This is a genomic window from Rossellomorea sp. y25 (assembly GCF_038049935.1).
Taxonomy (GTDB): Bacteria; Bacillota; Bacilli; order Bacillales; family Bacillaceae_B; genus Rossellomorea.
In genome coordinates this window covers 562,840-581,914 of record NZ_CP145886.1, presented here as the reverse complement: position 1 = coordinate 581,914, position 19,075 = coordinate 562,840, and the positions used below count along the sequence as shown (strand labels likewise).

Below are 19,075 nucleotides of genomic sequence, written 5' to 3'. Positions count from 1 at the left end.
TTATTTCAGGAGCTTGTTTTCTATTTTGTGCTCATAATTTTTGAATAAGGAACCATTCGTATTGATTCTCTTCCTGGAAAGCATCGCGTTGTATTTCAGGATGTTTTCATTCAGATTCTTCTGCAGCTCCCGCTTCTCCAAGTCGTCATCGCATGCTTTAATCAAGTCTTCTATGCGCATCATTTCTTTTTTGAGATTCATTTCATCTGTTGTAAAGCCGGCATTCTTCATCATCCGATGGGCCATCTTCAACTCCTGGGGAACTCCTAAATCATCGTCTAAATTAAGAGGTTTACCGAATCCCGGAAGCTCTTTAAACTCCCCCTCTTCATAGGCCTTCTTAATTCGTTGCTCGGACATGATCATCGAAAAATCCAATTCTACCCCTCCTACTCCAAACTATAGTGGACGCGGCTGGTCTTAGACGTATCGTTTACTACCCACTTGTTACCATTAGTATATCCAAAAGACTCCGGCTTTGAATGCTTTAGATACGTCTATTTTCTGACAATTCATCTCACATATTTTCGTACGTGCTGGAAAAACTACCTGTATCACGAATTAAAAGGAGTGGATACCATGGCACGCGGAAAATCGTTCGAATCAAAGAAAAAGGGACATCCAGGAAACTTTCCTCAGTATAGTACACCAGAGGGAAAACACTCAGAAGACGCAGCAGGGGATGAAGAACTGATTGTGACCCAGGAAGCGTTTAAAAACCGGGTGGATGAGGACGAACATCGTCTGTAAATACACAAAACGCCAGGATTTCCTGGCGTTTTTCCGTTTGATTGGCTGAAATGAGGGCAAATTGGAATGTTGAGAGAGGCGAAAACTGATTTTATTTTCAATTTCGGCCCATTTATTTTCAACTTTCCCATTTTATTTTCAAATCCAATTCCCGATCCGCTTTTTAAACATTTACACTTTCCTTCTTCGATAAGTCCATGGCTGGTCCGAAGAATTCGAAGTGGATGTTAGATTCAGGGACCCCCATTTCCTTCAGCGTTGTGATGACAGCTTTCATAAATGGTACCGGTCCACACACATAGCATTCCGTTTCTCCATCCACATAGTGTGAAAGAATTTCTTTGTTCACATATCCTTTAAAATGACCTTGAGATTCGTCACGGGGATTTTCGTAAACATAGCACGCTTCCCCATTCATTAATTCTTCCATTAAACCGTCGACATCTTTTCTAAAGGCATGTACCCCTTCATGTTTGCTCGCATGAATAAAGGCAGTCGGGCGTTCCGGCTTCGTTCCTGCCACCGTTTCAAGCATACTCATCATAGGCGTGATTCCCACACCTCCGCTTATAAAAGCAACAGGTGTTTCAGCGTCCGTTAAATAGAAATCCCCTGCTGGTGCACTGACCTCAATCTCACTTCCTACGGCAACTTTGTCATGTAAGAAATTAGACACCTTCCCTTCCGGATCAAATTCTGCTTCTCTTTTAACAGAAATTCTGAAGAGATTTTCCACTGGCGCGCTTGATAAACTGTACTGACGAATATGGGTGAACTCTTCACCAGGGATGGTCACTCGTACAGAAATATATTGACCTGGCATGTAGGCTGGGACATTGCCCCCTTCTTTTGGTTGAAGATAGAAAGAGGTTATGCAATCGCTTTCAACTACCTTTTTCGCTACGACAAACGGTTTAAAGTCTCTGTATCCAGCGTCTTTGTTCTCCGTTTCTTGGTACATCTCTTCTTCTACATCAATAAATACCCCGGCGATGACACCGTATGCTTCTCCCCACGCTTCAAGGATCTCATCTGTCGCTGCATCTCCAAGTACTTGTTTGATGGCTTGAAGTAAGTGCTCCCCAACAATCGGATAATGCTCGGGCTTAACTCCTAAACTTCGATGCTTATGAGCGATTTGCTTTACAACGGGCAGGATCATCTCGAGCTTATCAATATTCTGTGCAGCTGCATAAACCGTATTGGCTAATGCTGTTTGCTGTCTTCCCTTTTTCTGATTGGCATGGTTGAAAATATTCAATAACTCAGGATGATTCGCAAACATATTTTTATAAAAAGTGGACGTAATTTCTGTCCCTTTCACTTCTAACACAGGCACAGTTGACTTCACGATTTCAATGGTTTTTTGAGATAGCATATTGGTCACCTCTAAAGATATATTTTAAATACATCTTTAGCGTACTCCTCTTTTTTCCATAAAGCAATATACAAAATACACCTTTAACAAAACAGCCACATTTAGACACAAACATGCTTCCTTCTGTATAATAATAATAACGGATCGGAAAGGTGAGATAAATGAGACTAACTTTATACACTGACTACTCACTGAGAGTCCTAATCTTCCTGGCATCTAAACCAAAGGAGGAACTCTCTAATATAAAAGAAATCGCTGATGCCTACAGCATCTCAAAGAATCACCTGATGAAAGTGACGTATGAACTGGGGAAAAACGGTCTGATCGAAACGATCCGCGGCAGGAACGGGGGTATCAAGCTTGCACAATCCCCGGAAGATATAAATATCGGAAAACTTGTCAGGACAACAGAAGAAGACTTCCACCTTGTCGAATGCTTTGATGCAAAAAACAACAACTGCGTCATCACTCCAGTTTGCGGACTAAAGCATGTACTTGGAAAGGCGTTAAACGCCTATCTCTCTGTCCTTGACGAATACACCCTGGCAGATTTGATCCAAAACCCGATGGACTACCGGTTTTTATTTCAAGAGCAGCAGAAGGGTGAAGCGTCACCATAAGGTATGATTACTCCTCTCCATTTAGATGGGGAGGAGTTTTTTATTGGGGATATGAGTGGAGTGGTCCCTGGCACCTATTGTCCAGATTGTACCTGGTACATTTCACACGATATGTACCAGGTACAATTTATCCACAAATCACTCACAGTCCCCAAAAAAAAGCCTGTCTTTCATCATGAAAACAGGCTATCTCTTACTTCTTACTCTCACTATATTTAAATGTCATACATACAAATAGAAAAAAGCTCAGAAGTAGCGTACTGCCTCCTACTATGTAGAAGACCATCGTGAAGCTGCCTGGCAGATTGAATGGATTTAAGTTGTACATCCACATTCCGACTGTTAATCCGATTGAACCGATCATCGCCGTCCATACATGTGCAAATGCCAGTTTAGAAGATTTCGGTACTTGATAGGAACGATAATAGGATGAATACGCAAATAAGCTCAACCAACCAACTACTAAAATATGAGCATGAATGGGCTTAAACGCATACGATCCTGCTCCTGCCATATGAGACCCGAGAAATGCTCCAATAAACCCATAGATGGCGGACATTCGTAATAAAAGGACATTCCACGCCAATGTTCCTTCCCCCTTTTTTTGTCTAGAGTATTGCTTCAATCATTATAGTATAGTTATCCAGGACAAGGCTATGATTCTTGTTTGAATGCCATAGAACTTTCATATTCTTCATGCGCCAAAATAATTTTCCATTCTTTCGCGTACGATAGAAAGATGGGTGTAAACACTTGCAAACGATGCCCGCACTGATACAATAAGAATGTAATAGAACATTCTGAAAAAAGGAGAATACATATGCCTAATTTCCAACAAAATCTTGAGAAATACGCAAGCCTGGCTGTAGAAGTCGGTGTCAATGTTCAAAAAGGTCAAACCCTGGTCATTAACACGTCCATCGATTCTGCAGAATTTGTTCGTTTAGTAGTAAAGAAAGCCTATGAAGTTGGGGCTAAGCACGTATACGTTAACTGGAATGATGATGTGGTCAATCGTACGAAATATGATCTTGCTCCAGATGAAGCATTCCAGGAGTTCCCTCAGTGGAAGGCACGTGAAGTCGAAGAGCTGGCTGAAGGCGGAGCTGCATTCATGAGTATCGTGTCTTCAAGCCCTGATTTGCTTAAAGGAGTAAATCCAGATCGTATCTCAAACTTCCAAAAAGCAGCTGGAAAAGCAATGTCCAAATATCGTCAGTTCATTCAATCGGACAAAGTGAGCTGGTGCGTACTGGCTGCTCCTTCGAAAGATTGGGCTGCAAAAGTATTTCCGGACGCTTCTGAAGAAGAGCAAGTGGACCTATTATGGGATGCGATCTTTAAAGCAGTCCGCGCTGACCAGGCTGACCCTGTTCAAGCTTGGAAGGATCACGACGCAAACCTTCATGAAAAAGTGGCATACCTGAACGGCAAAAACTACAAAAAGCTACACTACACTGCACCAGGGACGGACCTTACGATCGAGCTTCCTCAAGGTCACCTGTGGGTAGGAGCTGGAAGTGTAAACGAACAAGGAACCACTTTCATGGCGAACATGCCAACGGAGGAAGTATTCACGGTTCCTCTAAAAACAGGTGTAAACGGAACAGTATCAAGCACGAAGCCGCTTAGCTACGGCGGAAACGTGATCGACAACTTTACGATTACATTCGAAAACGGCCGCATTGTGGACGTTAAGGCTGAGGAAGGCGAAGAAATCCTGAAGCGCCTTGTGGATACAGATGAAGGATCTCATTACCTTGGGGAAATCGCCCTTGTTCCACATCAGTCCCCAATCTCTCAATCGAACGTTTTATTCTACAACACTTTATTCGATGAGAACGCATCAAACCACCTTGCGATCGGTAATGCCTATGCATTCTGTATTGAAGGCGGAAAGAAAATGAGTGAAGAAGAGCTTGAGAAAAATGGCTTAAACAACAGTATCACTCACGTTGACTTTATGATCGGTTCAGACAAAATGAACATCGATGGAGTGAAAGAAGACGGCTCGACTGAAGCAGTATTCCGCGATGGCGGTTGGGCGTTTTAATATTTGACTGTGGAGGATCCCGGAAGGTGGTTTGGCTGCCTTTTGGGATTTTTTTATGGAGATGAGGACGGGCTTGGAAGAAAATCGGTTGACTGAGCGCTCAATCTGTTGGGTGTAACTGAAAAAAAACGCATATATCGAAATTTTGACGCATAAATTTGAAAAACCACGCATAAAATTATATTTTGACGCAAAAAACCTGAAAAAAAGACGCAATTCTCCCCTTTCAATCGGTGTATCCTTCTTCCGTGATTCCATCTACCTTCCATTCATCATGTAATTAGTACATTTTCCAAACAAATCCTCCTCTTTCGATCAAAAGCTCACCCATACTGCTTCGTTAAAGCAATGGCTGCAATCGTCGCACCGGCTGCCTGGGCATAGCTTCCGAATGCGGTGATCTGCAGCCCGATTTCCTTCATTTCCTTTAGAATATAAATTTCTCCTATCGCTTCAATTGCTGCACCAAGGGATTGAAGTGAATTTCCGGCTGCAAGGAGATCTGAAAACTCCCGCGTACTCAACGTGGCCCCATATGCTTCCAGCCCTGCCCCTAAGGATTGGACGGTGTCTCCAAAAATATCAAGGTTCAATCCTTCCACTTCTCTCCCTGCGAATTGGAGTTCAGCTGCTGCGACGTTTGTTACGTTTCCTGAAGCTTGAATCCAATCACCGATCACTCTTAACGTTTCTCCAAACGAACCGTCCGAGAGCTTTTCAGCTCCCACACCTTGAAGTGCATTTCCTGCCGCTTCAAATCCATTTCCGATGGAGACTAACCGAAACCCGAGAGGCTCTTGACTGTATCGTTCTTCTTGTATGACCATGGTTTCGCCAATTGCTGCAATCACCGTTCCGATCACTTGCGTCCAAGCACCAGTAATAAGGATAAGCCTATCAATCACCTCCACCCACCGTTCCTTTCCCCTGCGATACTTTTAATGTATTCAAAAAAGGGAAATTGGTATCATTCGCATTCATTTCACCTCCAGTAAAAAATTTGTAAATACCAGTAAATCAGTCTTGTTTATTTTGTCCTATCGAGCTATGATATTCTAGTTCATCTAGCGTTTCATGAGGGGAGGAATATAGATGAGAATTCGGGATTGGGACCGTAATTTAAAGGTCCGGCTGTTTGGGGAAGCAGCGATTAATATCACCTTCTGGATGTTCTTTCCGTTTTTGACGATCTATTTTACAGAGTCATTCGGAAAGCAAACGGCAGGATTACTATTGGTTCTCTCGCAGGTATTTGCAGTATTGGCGAACCTGATGGGAGGCTATTGCGCAGACCGTTTCGGCCGCAAGCGTATGATGGTCATCTCCGCTTTCGGACAAGGCTTTGCTTTTTTAATCTTTGGGCTTGCCAGTTCACCTTGGCTCGATTCTGCCATGATCGGATTTATCTGTTTCAGTTTAGTAGGGGTATTCGGTTCGTTTTATTGGCCGGCAAGTCAGGCGATGGTAGCTGACGTAGTGGATGAAAAGGACCGTAGTCACGTGTTTGCCGTCTTTTATACGTCCATAAATATCGCAGTAGTCGTAGGACCGATACTTGGCGGAATTTTCTATGTTCACTACCGCTTCCAGCTATTAATTGCAGCTGCGCTTATTTGCATGTTCTTAGCTCTTCTTTTATATAAAATGACGAGAGAAACTGCACCTCGAGATAAAAGTAAGCTTTTAGTGACAGAAGGTGAAAAGAAAGCCTGGCATAGTGTGATATCAGATCAGATGAAGGATTATAGTGTTATTTTTAAAGACAAAACGTTTTTATTATTCATATTAGCAGGGATTCTCGTGGGTCAAACCTTTATGCAATTGGACCTGCTGATTCCCGTATATATTAAAGATGTGATGGATCAAGCCACTCTGTTCAGCTTCGGGGACTGGTCATTGACCCTTGTGAGTGAGCAGGTATTCGGGTTAATTCTATCTGAAAATGGATTCCTGGTGGCCCTTCTTACCGTGGTCATCACTCGCTGGATCACGAAGTTCCGTGAACGTAATGTGTTCATCCTTTCTTCTGTCATTTACGCCATTTCGATCTTTATGTTTGGACAAACAAGCTCGGTTTGGATGTTTGTGATTGCGATGGCAGTATTCACTTTCGCAGAGCTCATGACAGCAGGTATCCAGCAAAGCTTTGTATCGAAGCTTGCACCGGATCATATGCGGGGGCAGTACTTTGCAGCAGCAAGTTTACGATTCACGATTGCAAGGACCATTGCACCTCTATCCATCACCCTGTCACTTTATCTAGGGTATGATTGGACGTTCATCATCCTGTCGATTCTTGCTCTTGTGAGCGCGGGACTCTTCTTCATCATGTTCGAGCGTTTTGAAAAAGAAGAATTGGAATTGAAGAAAGCTGTTCATTAAAAAAGGAATGATCCGATGCGGATCATTCCTTTTCTTTCAAGTTACAGTCTTGAATCAAAACCTTTATCATCTCACTGCAGCATTGTATTAAGACCCCTTCATTTTCCTCGAAAAATTTTCAGAAAAGGATGAATCCGAAAAATTCCCTTCACCCCCTTTTTTCATAAAAAATGAGATGTTACAATGTACAACCGTAAGCAATCTTAGCGTAGCTCATGTGAAATGAGCTAGTCGGAGATTCCAATCAATACTACGCAAAGAAAGGATGTTTATTTCAATGCATATCGGAAGCAAAGGCTGGTACGTGGAAGAACTAAAAAAAGCAGGCGTTCGCCGCTACGAGGAACGCAAAGTAGAATCCTATAAAAAACATGTTCTGGCAAACCTATTAGAACGCATAAAATAAAACATAAGCGAGGGACGGACCTCGATTCCTATGACCTGGTCATAGGAATGAAGGTCCGTCCCTCCTTTTTATTTTAGCAGCTTTGATGAATAGATTGGGTTCAGGTTTTGCAGGGAGTATTTTTTGGTTCGGTTTAGTTTGTACGTTTTGTTTTTCAGCAGGTAGGCTTGGTATTTCCGGGTCCAGCTCTTCATTGACCAGTAGATCAATCCTGTGGTGACAAGGGCCAATCCGATTGTGGCTGGCCAGAAGTAAGGTGAAATGACACTTGTTTCATATGCCAGTCCAACAGGAGAAAATAAGAAATATGTTTGCACTACGGACGCCATGAGCACGATGGACAATGGAATGCTATATTTCCAAGGCATCATATCCACCTTGGGATTGTAACGATATTCGTATGGTTTCTTCAACGGCTTCCACCAGCCGATCAAGACCATCAGTACAATTTCTGAAACAAATAGGATTCCATAGATATGGATAAAGTTAATGTTTATCGTGAATCCAAATAGATGCCCTGTTCCCCATACAAGCATATAGTACGTGAACACGTGAAGAATAATGACTGTTTTGGCGGCTAAAGCCGGGATGCGTTTTGAGAACACTCCCACCAATAGAACGACGATAATCGGAATATTGAAGAATCCTGTGAACTTTCGAATCAGGTCCCACAAGCCATCTGTCGCGTTTATTAACATAGGTGACACACACATAGAAACGACTGCGAGTGCAGCACCGAACCATTTACTGATCGTGATCAGCTTCTGATCACTGACATCGGGATTGAACTGAGGCTTATAGATATCCAGTGCAAATAAAGTCGCTGCACTATTTAATAGAGAATTAAACGAGCTCAACACCGCTCCCAGTAGCACGGCCAAGAAGAAGCCTGTTAAGTAAGACGGCAGGACCGCATTGATTAAAGCCGGATATGCCAGATCCACACTTTTCAAAGAATCTCCATAAAGGTGGAATGCAATGACTCCCGGAAGCATCATCATGAACGGCACAAGCAGCTTATAGAACCCCGAAATGAGGACACCCTTCTGTCCTTCTGCTAAGTTTTTAGCCCCCAGAGTCCTTTGGATCACGTACTGGTTTGATGCCCAATAAAATAAATTCGCAAAAATCATTCCGGTAAAAATCGTTGAAAACGGCACTGAATCTGAAGATGAACCAATCGAATTCAGTTTTTCCGGATTGTTGGTGGCAATCTCTTTCACACCTGATAGGAAACTTCCTTCTCCTAAAGCATAAAACCCCAGTATCGGAACGAGAATCCCGATGATCAGGAGTCCGACTCCATTCAACGTATCGGAAATCGCAACGGCTTTCAGTCCGCCGAAGATGGCATAAATGCTGCCGATGATCCCGATCACCCACACAATCATCCAGATTGATTGTGTATAGGAAATGCCCATGAGGTCGGGGACATCAAATAATTTTAAAACGGCTAGTGCTCCTGAATAAAGCATGGAAGGGATCGTAACAAATACATACCCCAGCATAAAGAGGATGGTTGTATACTGACGAACCCCTTTGTCATAGCGCTGATTCAGAAACTCGGGCAACGTCGTGAAGCTTCTTCCTAAATACTTCGGAAGCAAATATAAGGCCATGATGATAATCGCGATGGCGGCTGTCACTTCCCACGCCATATTCGAAAGGTTCGCCCTGAAAGCTTGTCCATTCAAACCAACTAACTGTTCAGCTGATAAATTGGTTAAAAGTAAGGAACCAGCGATAAACGTTCCAGTCAATCCTCTTCCGGCTAAAAAATATCCTGTCGAGTCGTTCAATGATCCTTTGGTCTTTATGTATGAAACCCAAGCAACCAGCCCCATAAAAAACACACAGGACAATAGAGTAAATAGCAATCCACTTTCAAACATGCATCCTCTTCCCTTCATATTTACTACATGTGTTTGTGAAAGTTCCCCAAATGTTATACTAGTAAACTATTATTTTTGGAATTTTGCTAAAAACAGTAAAAATGAACCACCACGTTTTTCCATGCTTTTCTTTTCAAAAAAACTATTGTGATAGTCTTCAATCGTGTGATAGAGTAGAAAACATATTTCAAATCAACTTCATACGAATTCCTTATATATCTATGGTGATATGGACCATAAGTCTCTACCTGGCAGCCGTAAAGTGCCGGACTATAAGGAAAGTCTTTTCTATATGCTGTTTGTGTATGGAGACTTTCCCTATTTTTTAGAGAATGTCTTCATGCACTTTTTTTATTTCCCTGAGAGGTCAGACATCATACGACGTAAACCTGAGAATTCGTTGAAGATTACATGTTGGGGGATTGGTATTATGAGTTTAGTATATGGCGTATTATCATTACTTGGAGTTCTATTTTTAGCATGGCTGTTGAGCAGCAACCGCTCAGCCATTCAATGGCGTACGATCATCATCGGGATCTGTCTTGAGTTCCTGCTTGTCTTGTTTGTATTAAAAGTCCCATTTGGACAAACCATTTTGAAAAAAGCAGCCTTAGGCGTACAGAAAGTCATCGACTACAGCAATGAAGGAATCATGTTCGTATTCGGTGGATTCTTCGAAAAAGGGACGAATATTTCATTCGTTTTCGCGATCAATGTCCTGGGTGCGATCATCTTTATTTCTGCACTCATTTCGGCTCTTTATTACTTGCGAATCATCCCGTTTTTCGTAAAATATATCGGAATCGGGTTGGGGAAAATCCTTGGTACAACCAAGGTTGAATCCTTTAATGCCATTGGGAATTCCTTTCTCGGATTAGCAGAGGCTCCTCTTTTGATTAAGCCTTATTTAGCGAAGTTGACTCGTTCAGAACTTTTTGCCGTGATGGTTGGGGGAACAGCTTCAGCAAGCGGAGCGATATTAATCGGATACTCATTGATGGGAATCGACATGAAATTCCTTCTTCTATCCGTCTTTAGTGTGCCAATCGTCTCTCTTGTGATGGCCAAAATCATCGAACCTGAAACGGAAGAGTCCAAGACGAATGGAGATATTTCGTTAGGAAAAACCACTCATACAAACGTATTCGAAGCGATTTCCGAAGGTGCCCTCAGTGGTACACAACTTGCCATCAATATTGGGGGACTGCTCATCGCGTTTATCGGGATCCTTGCTCTCGTCAACGGATTACTGGGTGCTGTCGACATGAGTCTTTCCACGGTCTTCGGCTACCTGTTCTATCCACTGGCACTACTCGTCGGTATTCCAATGGATGAAGCGTTCCGTGCAGCCTCCATCATCGGGACGAAGCTTTCTGTGAATGAGTTCGTCGCATACAAAGAACTATCAGGAATGATGAGCGAGCTTTCCCCTAAGACCGTTGCCATTCTTTCCGTTGCCCTTTGCAACTTTGCGAACCTGTCTTCGATCGGACAATTGATTGTCGGCTTGGGTTCTTTAGAGCCGACACAACGACCTATGGTTTCTAAATTAAGCTTGAAGGCCATCATCGCAGGAACACTGGCGAGCTTCATAACGGCCATTATCATTAGTATATTTCTATAACTTTTTCTGTTTTCATGTTTCTTCCACCCCACTTTAGTGAATAGTATAAGGTAGCAATCTTTTTGCACATTGATAACGGAAGGTGAATTCATTGAGAGAAAAAAAGTTCATGAAAGAAACGAAAACAAGTAAAACGACCCACGTTCTTCCACCCGACACCAACCATCACGGTACATTGTTTGGTGGAAAACTGATGGCCTATATAGACGACGTGGCATCCATTGCCGCTACCCGTCACGCCCGCAAGCCCGTCGTCACGGCTTCAACAGATTCCGTAGACTTCCTGCAGCCCATAAAAGTCGGGGATGCCGTGACGTTGGAAGCGATGGTGACGTATACCGGACGCAGCTCCATGGAGGTATGTGTGAAGGTCACTTCAGAGGTGCTTCTAACAGGGGAAACCAATGTGGCAGCCATCTCCTTCTTGACCTTTGTTGCTTTAGAAGGCAATAAACCAGCCGTCATTGCGGAAGTCGTACCGGAAACAGAAGAGGAAAAATGGTTGAACGAAACTGCCAAGAACCGTGCAGAACATCGTAAAGCCCGCAAAAAACATAGTCAGGAACTTGCGGAGTTTTTCCGTAAAGCGTATTAATGAAGGGGAGATGCTTGATGAGAGCATCTCTTTTTTTGTTGGGAGAGAACTGGTAATTTGTCTGTTCGCCGTTATAATTGGATTTTCGCCGTTAAATCAGAGATTTCGCCGTTATATTTAAAATATCGCCGTTATATTCTGATTTTCGCCGTTATCTTGGGTTCTTCTCCTATTACGCTTATTAAAAGTAGGAGAATTCATAGTGTTATTTAAGAAGGCGAAATGGCAGTTCGCTGATATATTGAGAATTCCGCTGATATATGGACCGATTTCGCTGATATATCCAGAATTTCGCTGATATGTGGACCTAGTTCGCTGATATATGAACCGACTTCGCTGATATATCGGGAATTCCGCTGATCTCTTGAATTCGTTACCTAAAATTCTTCTCATTTTCCATCCAAAATCCATCTCCTCCCTCTTTTCAGCCAACATTAATAGCGATTCCACTCCAAAAAAATGCAATTCCCTATGTTAATTGCCGATTCCACCCGATTTTCCCATTTTAGTTACAGCCCAAAGAAAACTCGCCTACCTTCGACACCCTCCCACACCTCCTCTCTACTTTTGCCCCACACCCTCCTCCCAAAGACCAATCCAACCTTCACAATCACTCCCCTCACCACCATCCGACTACTCCAAATCTCCCCACCTATATTACAGAACGTTTAAATTTTTTTAACGAACAATATTTCAAGGTCCGCCCTCATATACACACCCAGGTATACAAAACACCTCCGTACAAGCTTTTTATTTTTTCGTTAACGCTTTCATATCTGTCATACTTTGTAACATTTTGTCGGTGGTAAATATCTCCACCTTCATAACCGACAGAAATCTCCTATACTGTATAGAAGGATATACTGTCTAGAATTCTTATAGTTGGAGGAATATTGATGTTATCAAACTCTGAAATTGGTATCGATTTAGGAACTGCAAATATACTTGTTTATAGTAAAAATAAAGGAATTATACTTAATGAACCATCTGTTGTGGCGATTGACACAGAAAATAAAACGGTATTGGCGGTTGGAACCGAAGCCAAGAGCATGATCGGGAAAACGCCAGGAAAGATCGTGGCTGTACGCCCACTTAAAGATGGTGTGATTGCCGACTTTGATGTGACAACTGAAATGTTAAAACAAGTGATGAAAAAAGCGAGTAAAAAACTTGGATTTTCCATCCGCAAGCCAACGGTTGTCGTGTGTACGCCTTCTGGTGCAACGAGTGTCGAGAGAAGAGCGATTCAGGATGCAGTGAGAGGAAGCGGCGCGAAATCAGTGACACTTATTGAAGAACCTGTCGCTGCTGCGATCGGTGCTGACTTGCCTGTAGGCGAGCCTGTCGCCAACGTAATCGTTGATATCGGTGGCGGAACAACGGAAGTTGCGATCATCTCTTATGGCGGTGTTGTTTCCTGTAACACGATCCGTATCGGCGGAGACCAAATGGATGAAGACATCGTTCAATACGTACGCAAACGCTACAATCTACTGATCGGTGAAAGAACGGCTGAATTGGTAAAAATCGAAGTGGGTCAAGCACTGATCGACCATGAGGAAAGAACGATGGATATTCGTGGACGTGACTTGGTTACCGGTCTTCCAAAAACGATTGAACTATCGTCCAATGAGATTCAAGATGCGTTGAAAGAATCTCTTCTTCACATCCTGGAAACGATCCGTGCAACATTGGAAAATTGTCCTCCTGAACTAAGCGGTGACATTGTTGACCGCGGTGTAATCCTGACTGGTGGCGGAGCATTATTGAACGGACTTCAAGATTGGTTAAGCCAAGAGATCGTTGTACCGGTTCACTTAGCTCCTAACCCGCTTGAATCAGTGGCAATCGGAACAGGACGTTCTTTATCCGTGATTGATAAGTTACAAAAAGTAAAATAAGCTGGAGAAATCCCCCAATGATTTGGGGGATTTTGTTTTGGGGAATATTCAATTGCTTTATCGCCGCATAATGAGATAGACAAGTCCAGCTCCCACTTCAAACTCATTTGTATACCCCACTAACAATTTCCCCAAACATTTATGATCCAAATTCTTATTTCTTACGTTAGCTTTTTAAAATTGAGTTCAGCTCCGTTGTTTAGTATCCTTATTGTATTCATGTCAAAGATAAGGAGCGTTTTATGCCCAATGATCGTCACGATTTAGAACTGTATCAACAAGTGTTAGCCAAAGATTCGACTGCACTGCGACAGCTTTATCAACAATATGAAAAACTGATCTATTCTTTCTCATATAAAATGACAGGAGACCGTGAAATCGCCGAGGAAGTGATTCAAGAGGTATTCATGAAGCTCTGGAAAAAGCACTCTCCGTATGATCACAGTAAAGGGAAGTTTTCGTCCTGGCTGTTAACGATGACAAGGAACACTTGCCTCGATGCAATCCGCAGACGAAAGAAACATGAGTCTGTTGAATATATTGAGAAGGACTCCCTGCAGGTCACCTACGAAACTCCGGCTGATCAATTGGAATGGAAGGAAAAAGGGGCAGCGATTCGGGAGTGTATCCAATCGTTAAAAGAAGACCAGCAACACATTGTGCAATTATTCTACTTTAAAGGATTGACTCAGCAATCCATTGCATATTCCACCGACACTCCACTAGGGACTGTCAAGGGAAGAATACGTTTGGCGCTAAAGCATTTACACACGTGTCTTAAAGGGAAAGGAGGTCAATTCGAATGACTACACACCAATGCGAGCACTTACTGGATTACTACAACGGTCATTTATCTGAACTTGAGAGAGCCCAATTTGAAAAGCATCTGGAAAGCTGTCCCCAGTGCCGGGAAGAGCTTCATGAACTGGAGCAGTTAGCAGAATATATGCCTTTCGCATCTGATGTTGTCGAGCCCCCCAAAGACCTGGAAGACCGTGTTTTGGCTAACATTCTGGGTGAAGAGAAGCCAGAAGCTGAGGTCGGACCTTTCTCCAATAAGAAAAAGAGAGCGTGGTTCCTCCCTTCTGTCGCAGCCGCCCTGGCCCTTTCCTTAGTCGGGAATGCGTACCTGTTTACGCAGCTTGAGGATCAAAACGAAGTGGTGGAACAAGCAACCATCGATCAGGTAGTACAATATGTCGACCTCGCTGCCGTCAGTGGAAATGCCAAGGGAACAGCCAGTATCATTAAGCAGGGTGAACAGACAAGCATGGTTGTCCAGGCTTCTGAGCTTCAGGATCTTTCTAACGAAGAAGTCTATCAGGTATGGCTCATTAAAGACGACAAACCTGAACGTGCCGGAACATTTGTCACGAGTAAAGATGGCAAAGGATCGGTTGTATTTAAGTTTAACGAAGAGTTCACAAAGAAAGTTTGGGATACGGTGGCCATTACACTCGAACCGGATGCCGATAGCCAGCTTCCACAGGGAGAAATTGTGCTGGCTTCAGAAATTTAATAATCTTTTCTCCTCGCCCTGCAGTCCATTACTGCTGGGCTTTTATATTTTCATTAAGAAAGCACCCATATTTTTTTAGCACATCTGGATGTTCAAGAAAATAGAACTAGGGAATTTAGTCCTATTAGAACAGAAGTTGTACAAATCTATTACAGATCCCGCTACAATCTTTTCTACTCTTTTATTAAGGATACATAGTTAAAGAAGACCCCACTCTCTACATACTTTCACCCTACTTTTATCTCTTTCTAAAAAAAAGTGCAAAAGTTTTTTCAAAAAAAGTGATCCAAGTTTCAACTCCTCTCGTTAGCTCTATGAAAATATAAAAAAACCAAAAGGAGAGATTCCAATATGAAAATGAAAAAAAGTTATTTAGCGGTCCCATTAAGTATGACATTACTAGTACCGACTGTAGGTACAGTTTCAGCCCACAACGGTGAAGATCATTCACACGAGGTGAAAGTGGATACTCCAGCAGGAGAATTAAGAACAACATTAGATCACTTACTTACTGAGCATGCATACTTAGCAGTGGAAGCGATGAGACGCGGAGCTGAGGGCGCTGAAGATTTTGACGCAGCAGCCGGTGCCCTGAATGATAACGCAGCCGATTTAAAAGGAGCGATCGCTTCTGTTTACGGTGAAGAAGCCGGTAATCAATTCAATACGATTTGGACGAATCACATCGGGTTCTTCGTTGACTATGTAAAAGCAACGGGTGCTGAAGATCAAGCGGCAAAAGATGAAGCACTTGCAAATCTCGCAGGCTATAAAGAAGAGTTTTCTACTTTCCTTGAAACGGCAACGGGTGAACGTTTAAAATCTGATAGTCTGGCAGAAGGACTTCAAATGCATATCAACCAACTGATCGGTGCATTTGACAGCTATGTAGCCGGAGACTATGAAAAGGCTTACGAATACGAGCGTGAAGCAATCGGACATATGGGAATGGTATCAAAAGGATTATCAAGTGCCATTACGGATCAATATCCCGAGAAGTTTGAAAATACGATGGCTGTAACACCCGCAACTGATTTACGTTCAACCCTTAACCACTTATTAACAGAGCATGCTGCCCTTGCAACGATGGCGATGCAAAACGGGATTGACGGATCAGAAGACTTCGATGCATCTGTTGGTGCCTTGAATGCTAATACTGAAGACCTGTCTGCAGCGATCGCTTCTGTATATGGTGAAGAAGCAGGTAACCAATTTAAAGACATGTGGTCAAAGCACATCGGATTCTTCGTTGATTATGTTGAAGCAACAGGTGCTGAAGATGAAGCAGCAAAAGAAGAAGCCCTTAAGAACCTGGATGGATATCGTGCAGAATTCTCCAAATTCCTTGAAACGGCAACGGATGGCCGTTTGAAATCTGACGCCCTTGCAGAAGGACTTCAAATGCACGTTGAGCAACTTGTTGGAGCATTTGATAGCTATGCAGCCGGGGATTATGAAAAATCATGGGAGCAAATCCGTATGGCGTATGAGCATATGCTGAATCCGGCAAAAGGATTATCAGGAGCATTTGCCGATCAGTTCCCTGACAAATTCAAAGCCAATATGCCTTCTGAAATGCCAAACACCGGTATGGGTGGAACAGCCGGAAACGAATTCCCATTCGAGTTCCTTCTTGCAGCGCTCTTAATCATCGCTGGTGGAACAACACTCGGAATGAAAAAATACGCTACACACAAAAAATAATAGGAAAAGATGAGAGGGACGGACCTATTAAGGTCCGTCCCCCAGTGTGAAGATGAAAGGAGTGGCTTCACATAATGTATACTATGAGGGTTGTACTACTTGTGCTTGTACTATTGCCCATTTCTGCCTGTTCTGCAGGATTAAGTTCAAGTTCTCAAGAGGATAAAGCGAAAACACAAACAATCGAAAAGCAAGAGGAAAAGCCAAAAGCTCAAATGGCGAGTACCACTACTTCCCCTTCCCCATTTGCTGAAACGATCATTAAAGATGAGCGAAGTGGAATCGTGCCAACGACCATTGAAATCCCGGCGATCGATTTATCGGCACCTGTAGAAGCTGTCGGATTAAAGGAAAACGGGGAAATGGCCGTAACGGAAAGTTTCGAAAAGACTGGATGGTACGAAGGTGGATATATGCCGGGTGAACCGGGTAATGCCGTCATCGGGGGTCACGTAGACAGCCGGAATGGTCCCGCTATTTTTTATAACCTGAACAAGGTTTCAAAAGGTGATGAAATCATTGTAAAGAATAAAGATGGCGAAGAACGAACCTTCGTTGTAACAGACATGAAGGAATATCCTTGGAATGACGCCCCCCTTCAATCAATCTTTGGATACTCCCATGCCAGTACCCTTAATTTGATCACTTGCACTGGTGACTTTGACCGTTCCTCAAGAAACTACAGCAAGCGCCTGGTCGTTTATACAGAATTGAAGCAATAAAAAACAGCACGGACTCCTTCCGCTGCTGTTTTTTTATGGATATTTTTACAAGATAGAGAAAACCTATTAGTAAGGAAGGTGAAGATGATGAATGAACAACAACTGCAAGATCTGTTTAGCTTTTATGGATATGAGGATTTATACAAACGATTCAAGACGCCTCTTTATGTGACTGGCATTATGGATGATGCCGACGCAGAATTGCTTGAGGATTTCTTTGAGAATTTCACATTCGATGGTCCTGTCTTATTTGATGAATTCAGGTTTTGGTTTCAATACTATGAGGTGTCCAAACGCCCGCCCTTTACGTATTGAAAAAAGCTGCTTTCTGCACGAAACAGAAAACAGCTCCCCTTAATAAGGTCTATCCTGATAGAAATAATTCGTCGTATTCCACGTATTGTCGTATTCTTTATGAAAAATATGAGTCGTTGCCGGTGACACAGGCGGAATCAACCATGTCCAATCCCCGGTCACATCACGGTCAGCGCTCTTCTCGTTCTCTTCAAACAAGCGGAACTGCTGGGCAGCCGTATGATGATCCACGATGCTTACCCCATCTTCCTTAAAGGAATGGAGCACGGCGATATTCAACTCGATCAGCGCTTTATCTTTCCACAACGTTGCCGCTCTCGACATTTCCAACCCCATGCAGCTCGCTACTTTCGGCAAAAGATTATAGCGATTCTCGTCCGCAAGATTCCGTGCGCCGATTTCCGTTTCCATATACCAGCCGTTAAACGGAGCCGCTTTATAGGAGATGCCTCCTATCTTCAATTCCATATCAGAAATGATCGGGACTCCATACCACTTCAACCCCAAATCCTGAAACCAGTCAAATTCAGGGTGACGCAGGGAAACCTCCAATCTCAGATTAAGATCAATCTCTTTCCACTGTGGAGGTCCGTCCCCGATCTGCACGACGAAAGGCAGGACATCAAAGTGAGTCCCCTGCCCTTTCCAGCCGAACCCTTCGCATTTCTTGGTAAACGCAATGGAATGGGGATCGCCTATATATTGACCATCCTCCACATAGCCAGCATATCTGATCAATTGATGATTCCATATTCGGATGTCCGGTTGATGTCGCTGTGACGGTCTGAAGATGGTAATCGTCGGACGTATTCTACCGTTATTAGAAGCATAGTCAAGGTGCCGTTCTAACGCTTCGAACACCTCATCTTCAGTGGAGGCATCCCTTTCGTCAAATACGTTCAATGAATTCCAGAACAACCGGCCGATACAGCGATTGCTGTTTCTCCATGCCATCTTGGCTCCGTGCATAAGCTCTTCCCTCGTATGGGTATAAGTCCCTTCTGTTTTTAGTTCATCTTCTATTTGTTGTAAGCGAAGCATCATGTCTGATTCGCTTTTATTCAGTTCCTGATAACATTGCTCAATGAAGGCCCTCGCCTCATCCAAAATCGGTGTCAATATAATCGCTTCCCTGCTATCTTATTCAGCGCATACTGTACCTTCAAGTATACCATTTATCCTATGTTCTTTTCCTTGGTACATATGAACAACCA

Annotated in this window: 19 protein-coding genes and 1 riboswitch; of the genes, 13 read left to right on the top strand and 6 right to left on the bottom strand. The window is 43.1% G+C overall.

Translation table 11 applies throughout. The annotated features are described in order from the left end of the window. Nucleotides 1-378, bottom strand: a complete 378-nt coding sequence (locus tag AAEM60_RS02950; RefSeq protein WP_299741606.1) for a DnaJ family domain-containing protein — start codon at nucleotides 376-378, stop codon at nucleotides 1-3. A 201-nt stretch (nucleotides 379-579) separates the two neighbouring features. Here AAEM60_RS02950 and AAEM60_RS02945 point away from each other — a divergent pair, with 201 nt between their 5' ends. Then, nucleotides 580-750 carry a hypothetical protein gene (locus AAEM60_RS02945; RefSeq protein WP_299741604.1) on the top strand — a complete coding sequence of 57 codons (171 nt, stop codon included), beginning with the start codon at nucleotides 580-582 and terminating at the stop codon, nucleotides 748-750. A 163-nt stretch (nucleotides 751-913) separates the two neighbouring features. Here AAEM60_RS02945 and hmpA read toward each other — a convergent pair whose 3' ends face one another. Beyond that, nucleotides 914-2,128 (bottom strand): NO-inducible flavohemoprotein, encoded by a 1,215-nt coding sequence (gene hmpA, locus AAEM60_RS02940; RefSeq protein ID WP_341357344.1) that lies wholly within the window; start codon nucleotides 2,126-2,128, stop codon nucleotides 914-916. 161 nt (nucleotides 2,129-2,289) lie between these two features. On the opposite strand from hmpA, the gene AAEM60_RS02935 reads away from it, so the two are divergent. Then, the gene (locus tag AAEM60_RS02935; protein ID WP_299741600.1) at nucleotides 2,290-2,748 is read left to right on the top strand and encodes an Rrf2 family transcriptional regulator; all 459 of its coding nucleotides are present in this window, start codon (nucleotides 2,290-2,292) and stop codon (nucleotides 2,746-2,748) included. A gap of 193 nt (nucleotides 2,749-2,941) precedes the next feature. On the opposite strand, the gene AAEM60_RS02930 is transcribed toward AAEM60_RS02935, so the two are convergent. Beyond that, on the bottom strand, nucleotides 2,942-3,334 hold the full coding sequence (locus AAEM60_RS02930; RefSeq protein WP_299741598.1) for a hypothetical protein: 393 nt from the start codon (nucleotides 3,332-3,334) through the stop codon (nucleotides 2,942-2,944). Nucleotides 3,335-3,568: 234 nt separating this feature from the next. Between AAEM60_RS02930 and AAEM60_RS02925 the strand changes: the two genes are divergently transcribed. Then, the gene (locus AAEM60_RS02925) at nucleotides 3,569-4,801 is read left to right on the top strand and encodes an aminopeptidase (protein ID WP_341357343.1); all 1,233 of its coding nucleotides are present in this window, start codon (nucleotides 3,569-3,571) and stop codon (nucleotides 4,799-4,801) included. A 323-nt stretch (nucleotides 4,802-5,124) separates the two neighbouring features. On the opposite strand, the gene AAEM60_RS02920 is transcribed toward AAEM60_RS02925, so the two are convergent. Then, nucleotides 5,125-5,706 (bottom strand): hypothetical protein, encoded by a 582-nt coding sequence (locus tag AAEM60_RS02920; RefSeq protein WP_341357342.1) that lies wholly within the window; start codon nucleotides 5,704-5,706, stop codon nucleotides 5,125-5,127. 187 nt (nucleotides 5,707-5,893) lie between these two features. Between AAEM60_RS02920 and AAEM60_RS02915 the strand changes: the two genes are divergently transcribed. Both AAEM60_RS02915 and AAEM60_RS02910 read left to right on the top strand, forming a co-directional pair. Then, a complete protein-coding gene (locus AAEM60_RS02915; protein WP_299741593.1) occupies nucleotides 5,894-7,183 on the top strand; it encodes an MFS transporter in 1,290 nt (429 codons plus the stop codon). A 277-nt stretch (nucleotides 7,184-7,460) separates the two neighbouring features. Then, nucleotides 7,461-7,589: a YflJ family protein gene (locus AAEM60_RS02910; protein WP_299741591.1), complete on the top strand. Its 129-nt coding sequence runs from the start codon at nucleotides 7,461-7,463 to the stop codon at nucleotides 7,587-7,589. Between the two features lie 68 nt (nucleotides 7,590-7,657). Here the strand turns inward: AAEM60_RS02910 and AAEM60_RS02905 are convergent, their stop codons facing one another. Next, nucleotides 7,658-9,481 carry a solute:sodium symporter family transporter gene (locus AAEM60_RS02905; protein ID WP_299741589.1) on the bottom strand — a complete coding sequence of 608 codons (1,824 nt, stop codon included), beginning with the start codon at nucleotides 9,479-9,481 and terminating at the stop codon, nucleotides 7,658-7,660. A 191-nt stretch (nucleotides 9,482-9,672) separates the two neighbouring features. Continuing rightward, a riboswitch (purine riboswitch) is annotated at nucleotides 9,673-9,774 on the top strand. 137 nt (nucleotides 9,775-9,911) lie between these two features. On the opposite strand from AAEM60_RS02905, the gene AAEM60_RS02900 reads away from it, so the two are divergent. The 8 genes from AAEM60_RS02900 to AAEM60_RS02865 all read left to right on the top strand — a co-directional run bounded on the left by AAEM60_RS02900 (nucleotide 9,912) and on the right by AAEM60_RS02865 (nucleotide 17,861). Next, a complete protein-coding gene (locus AAEM60_RS02900) occupies nucleotides 9,912-11,105 on the top strand; it encodes a nucleoside transporter C-terminal domain-containing protein (RefSeq protein WP_341357341.1) in 1,194 nt (397 codons plus the stop codon). A gap of 91 nt (nucleotides 11,106-11,196) precedes the next feature. Beyond that, the gene (locus AAEM60_RS02895) at nucleotides 11,197-11,700 is read left to right on the top strand and encodes an acyl-CoA thioesterase (RefSeq protein ID WP_113968670.1); all 504 of its coding nucleotides are present in this window, start codon (nucleotides 11,197-11,199) and stop codon (nucleotides 11,698-11,700) included. An 896-nt stretch (nucleotides 11,701-12,596) separates the two neighbouring features. Beyond that, entirely contained in the window at nucleotides 12,597-13,601 is a 1,005-nt protein-coding gene (mreBH, locus tag AAEM60_RS02890; protein WP_044339203.1) for a rod-share determining protein MreBH, read from the top strand. Nucleotides 13,602-13,843: 242 nt separating this feature from the next. Next, nucleotides 13,844-14,407 carry a sigma-70 family RNA polymerase sigma factor gene (locus AAEM60_RS02885; RefSeq protein ID WP_299741580.1) on the top strand — a complete coding sequence of 188 codons (564 nt, stop codon included), beginning with the start codon at nucleotides 13,844-13,846 and terminating at the stop codon, nucleotides 14,405-14,407. Further along, the gene (locus tag AAEM60_RS02880) at nucleotides 14,404-15,120 is read left to right on the top strand and encodes an anti-sigma factor (RefSeq protein WP_341357340.1); all 717 of its coding nucleotides are present in this window, start codon (nucleotides 14,404-14,406) and stop codon (nucleotides 15,118-15,120) included. The genes AAEM60_RS02885 and AAEM60_RS02880 overlap by 4 nt, the downstream gene beginning before the upstream one ends. Before the next feature lie 351 nt (nucleotides 15,121-15,471). Further along, nucleotides 15,472-16,824, top strand: coding sequence for a copper amine oxidase (locus AAEM60_RS02875; RefSeq protein WP_341357339.1), 1,353 nt, complete (start codon nucleotides 15,472-15,474; stop codon nucleotides 16,822-16,824). A 74-nt stretch (nucleotides 16,825-16,898) separates the two neighbouring features. Continuing rightward, on the top strand, nucleotides 16,899-17,546 hold the full coding sequence (locus AAEM60_RS02870; RefSeq protein ID WP_299741574.1) for a class F sortase: 648 nt from the start codon (nucleotides 16,899-16,901) through the stop codon (nucleotides 17,544-17,546). A gap of 84 nt (nucleotides 17,547-17,630) precedes the next feature. Next, complete coding sequence (locus AAEM60_RS02865) at nucleotides 17,631-17,861, top strand: hypothetical protein (RefSeq protein ID WP_341357338.1); 231 nt, start codon at nucleotides 17,631-17,633, stop codon at nucleotides 17,859-17,861. A gap of 39 nt (nucleotides 17,862-17,900) precedes the next feature. Here AAEM60_RS02865 and AAEM60_RS02860 read toward each other — a convergent pair whose 3' ends face one another. After that, nucleotides 17,901-18,980 carry a nitric oxide synthase oxygenase gene (locus AAEM60_RS02860; RefSeq protein ID WP_341357337.1) on the bottom strand — a complete coding sequence of 360 codons (1,080 nt, stop codon included), beginning with the start codon at nucleotides 18,978-18,980 and terminating at the stop codon, nucleotides 17,901-17,903. Nucleotides 18,981-19,075 lie beyond the last annotated feature (95 nt).

Bases quoted from the DNA above. Each gene is read 5' to 3' on its own strand.
- mreBH (WP_044339203.1), top strand. From the start codon at position 12,597: ATGTTATCAAACTCTGAAATTGGTATCGATTTAGGAACTGCAAATATA.
- AAEM60_RS02900 (WP_341357341.1), top strand. From the start codon at position 9,912: ATGAGTTTAGTATATGGCGTATTATCATTACTTGGAGTTCTATTTTTA.
- AAEM60_RS02910 (WP_299741591.1), top strand. From the start codon at position 7,461: ATGCATATCGGAAGCAAAGGCTGGTACGTGGAAGAACTAAAAAAAGCA.
- AAEM60_RS02870 (WP_299741574.1), top strand. From the start codon at position 16,899: ATGTATACTATGAGGGTTGTACTACTTGTGCTTGTACTATTGCCCATT.
- AAEM60_RS02925 (WP_341357343.1), top strand. From the start codon at position 3,569: ATGCCTAATTTCCAACAAAATCTTGAGAAATACGCAAGCCTGGCTGTA.
- AAEM60_RS02885 (WP_299741580.1), top strand. From the start codon at position 13,844: ATGCCCAATGATCGTCACGATTTAGAACTGTATCAACAAGTGTTAGCC.
- AAEM60_RS02875 (WP_341357339.1), top strand. From the start codon at position 15,472: ATGAAAATGAAAAAAAGTTATTTAGCGGTCCCATTAAGTATGACATTA.
- hmpA (WP_341357344.1), bottom strand. From the start codon at position 2,128: ATGCTATCTCAAAAAACCATTGAAATCGTGAAGTCAACTGTGCCTGTG.
- AAEM60_RS02865 (WP_341357338.1), top strand. From the start codon at position 17,631: ATGATGAATGAACAACAACTGCAAGATCTGTTTAGCTTTTATGGATAT.
- AAEM60_RS02905 (WP_299741589.1), bottom strand. From the start codon at position 9,481: ATGTTTGAAAGTGGATTGCTATTTACTCTATTGTCCTGTGTGTTTTTT.
- AAEM60_RS02945 (WP_299741604.1), top strand. From the start codon at position 580: ATGGCACGCGGAAAATCGTTCGAATCAAAGAAAAAGGGACATCCAGGA.
- AAEM60_RS02880 (WP_341357340.1), top strand. From the start codon at position 14,404: ATGACTACACACCAATGCGAGCACTTACTGGATTACTACAACGGTCAT.
- AAEM60_RS02935 (WP_299741600.1), top strand. From the start codon at position 2,290: ATGAGACTAACTTTATACACTGACTACTCACTGAGAGTCCTAATCTTC.
- AAEM60_RS02915 (WP_299741593.1), top strand. From the start codon at position 5,894: ATGAGAATTCGGGATTGGGACCGTAATTTAAAGGTCCGGCTGTTTGGG.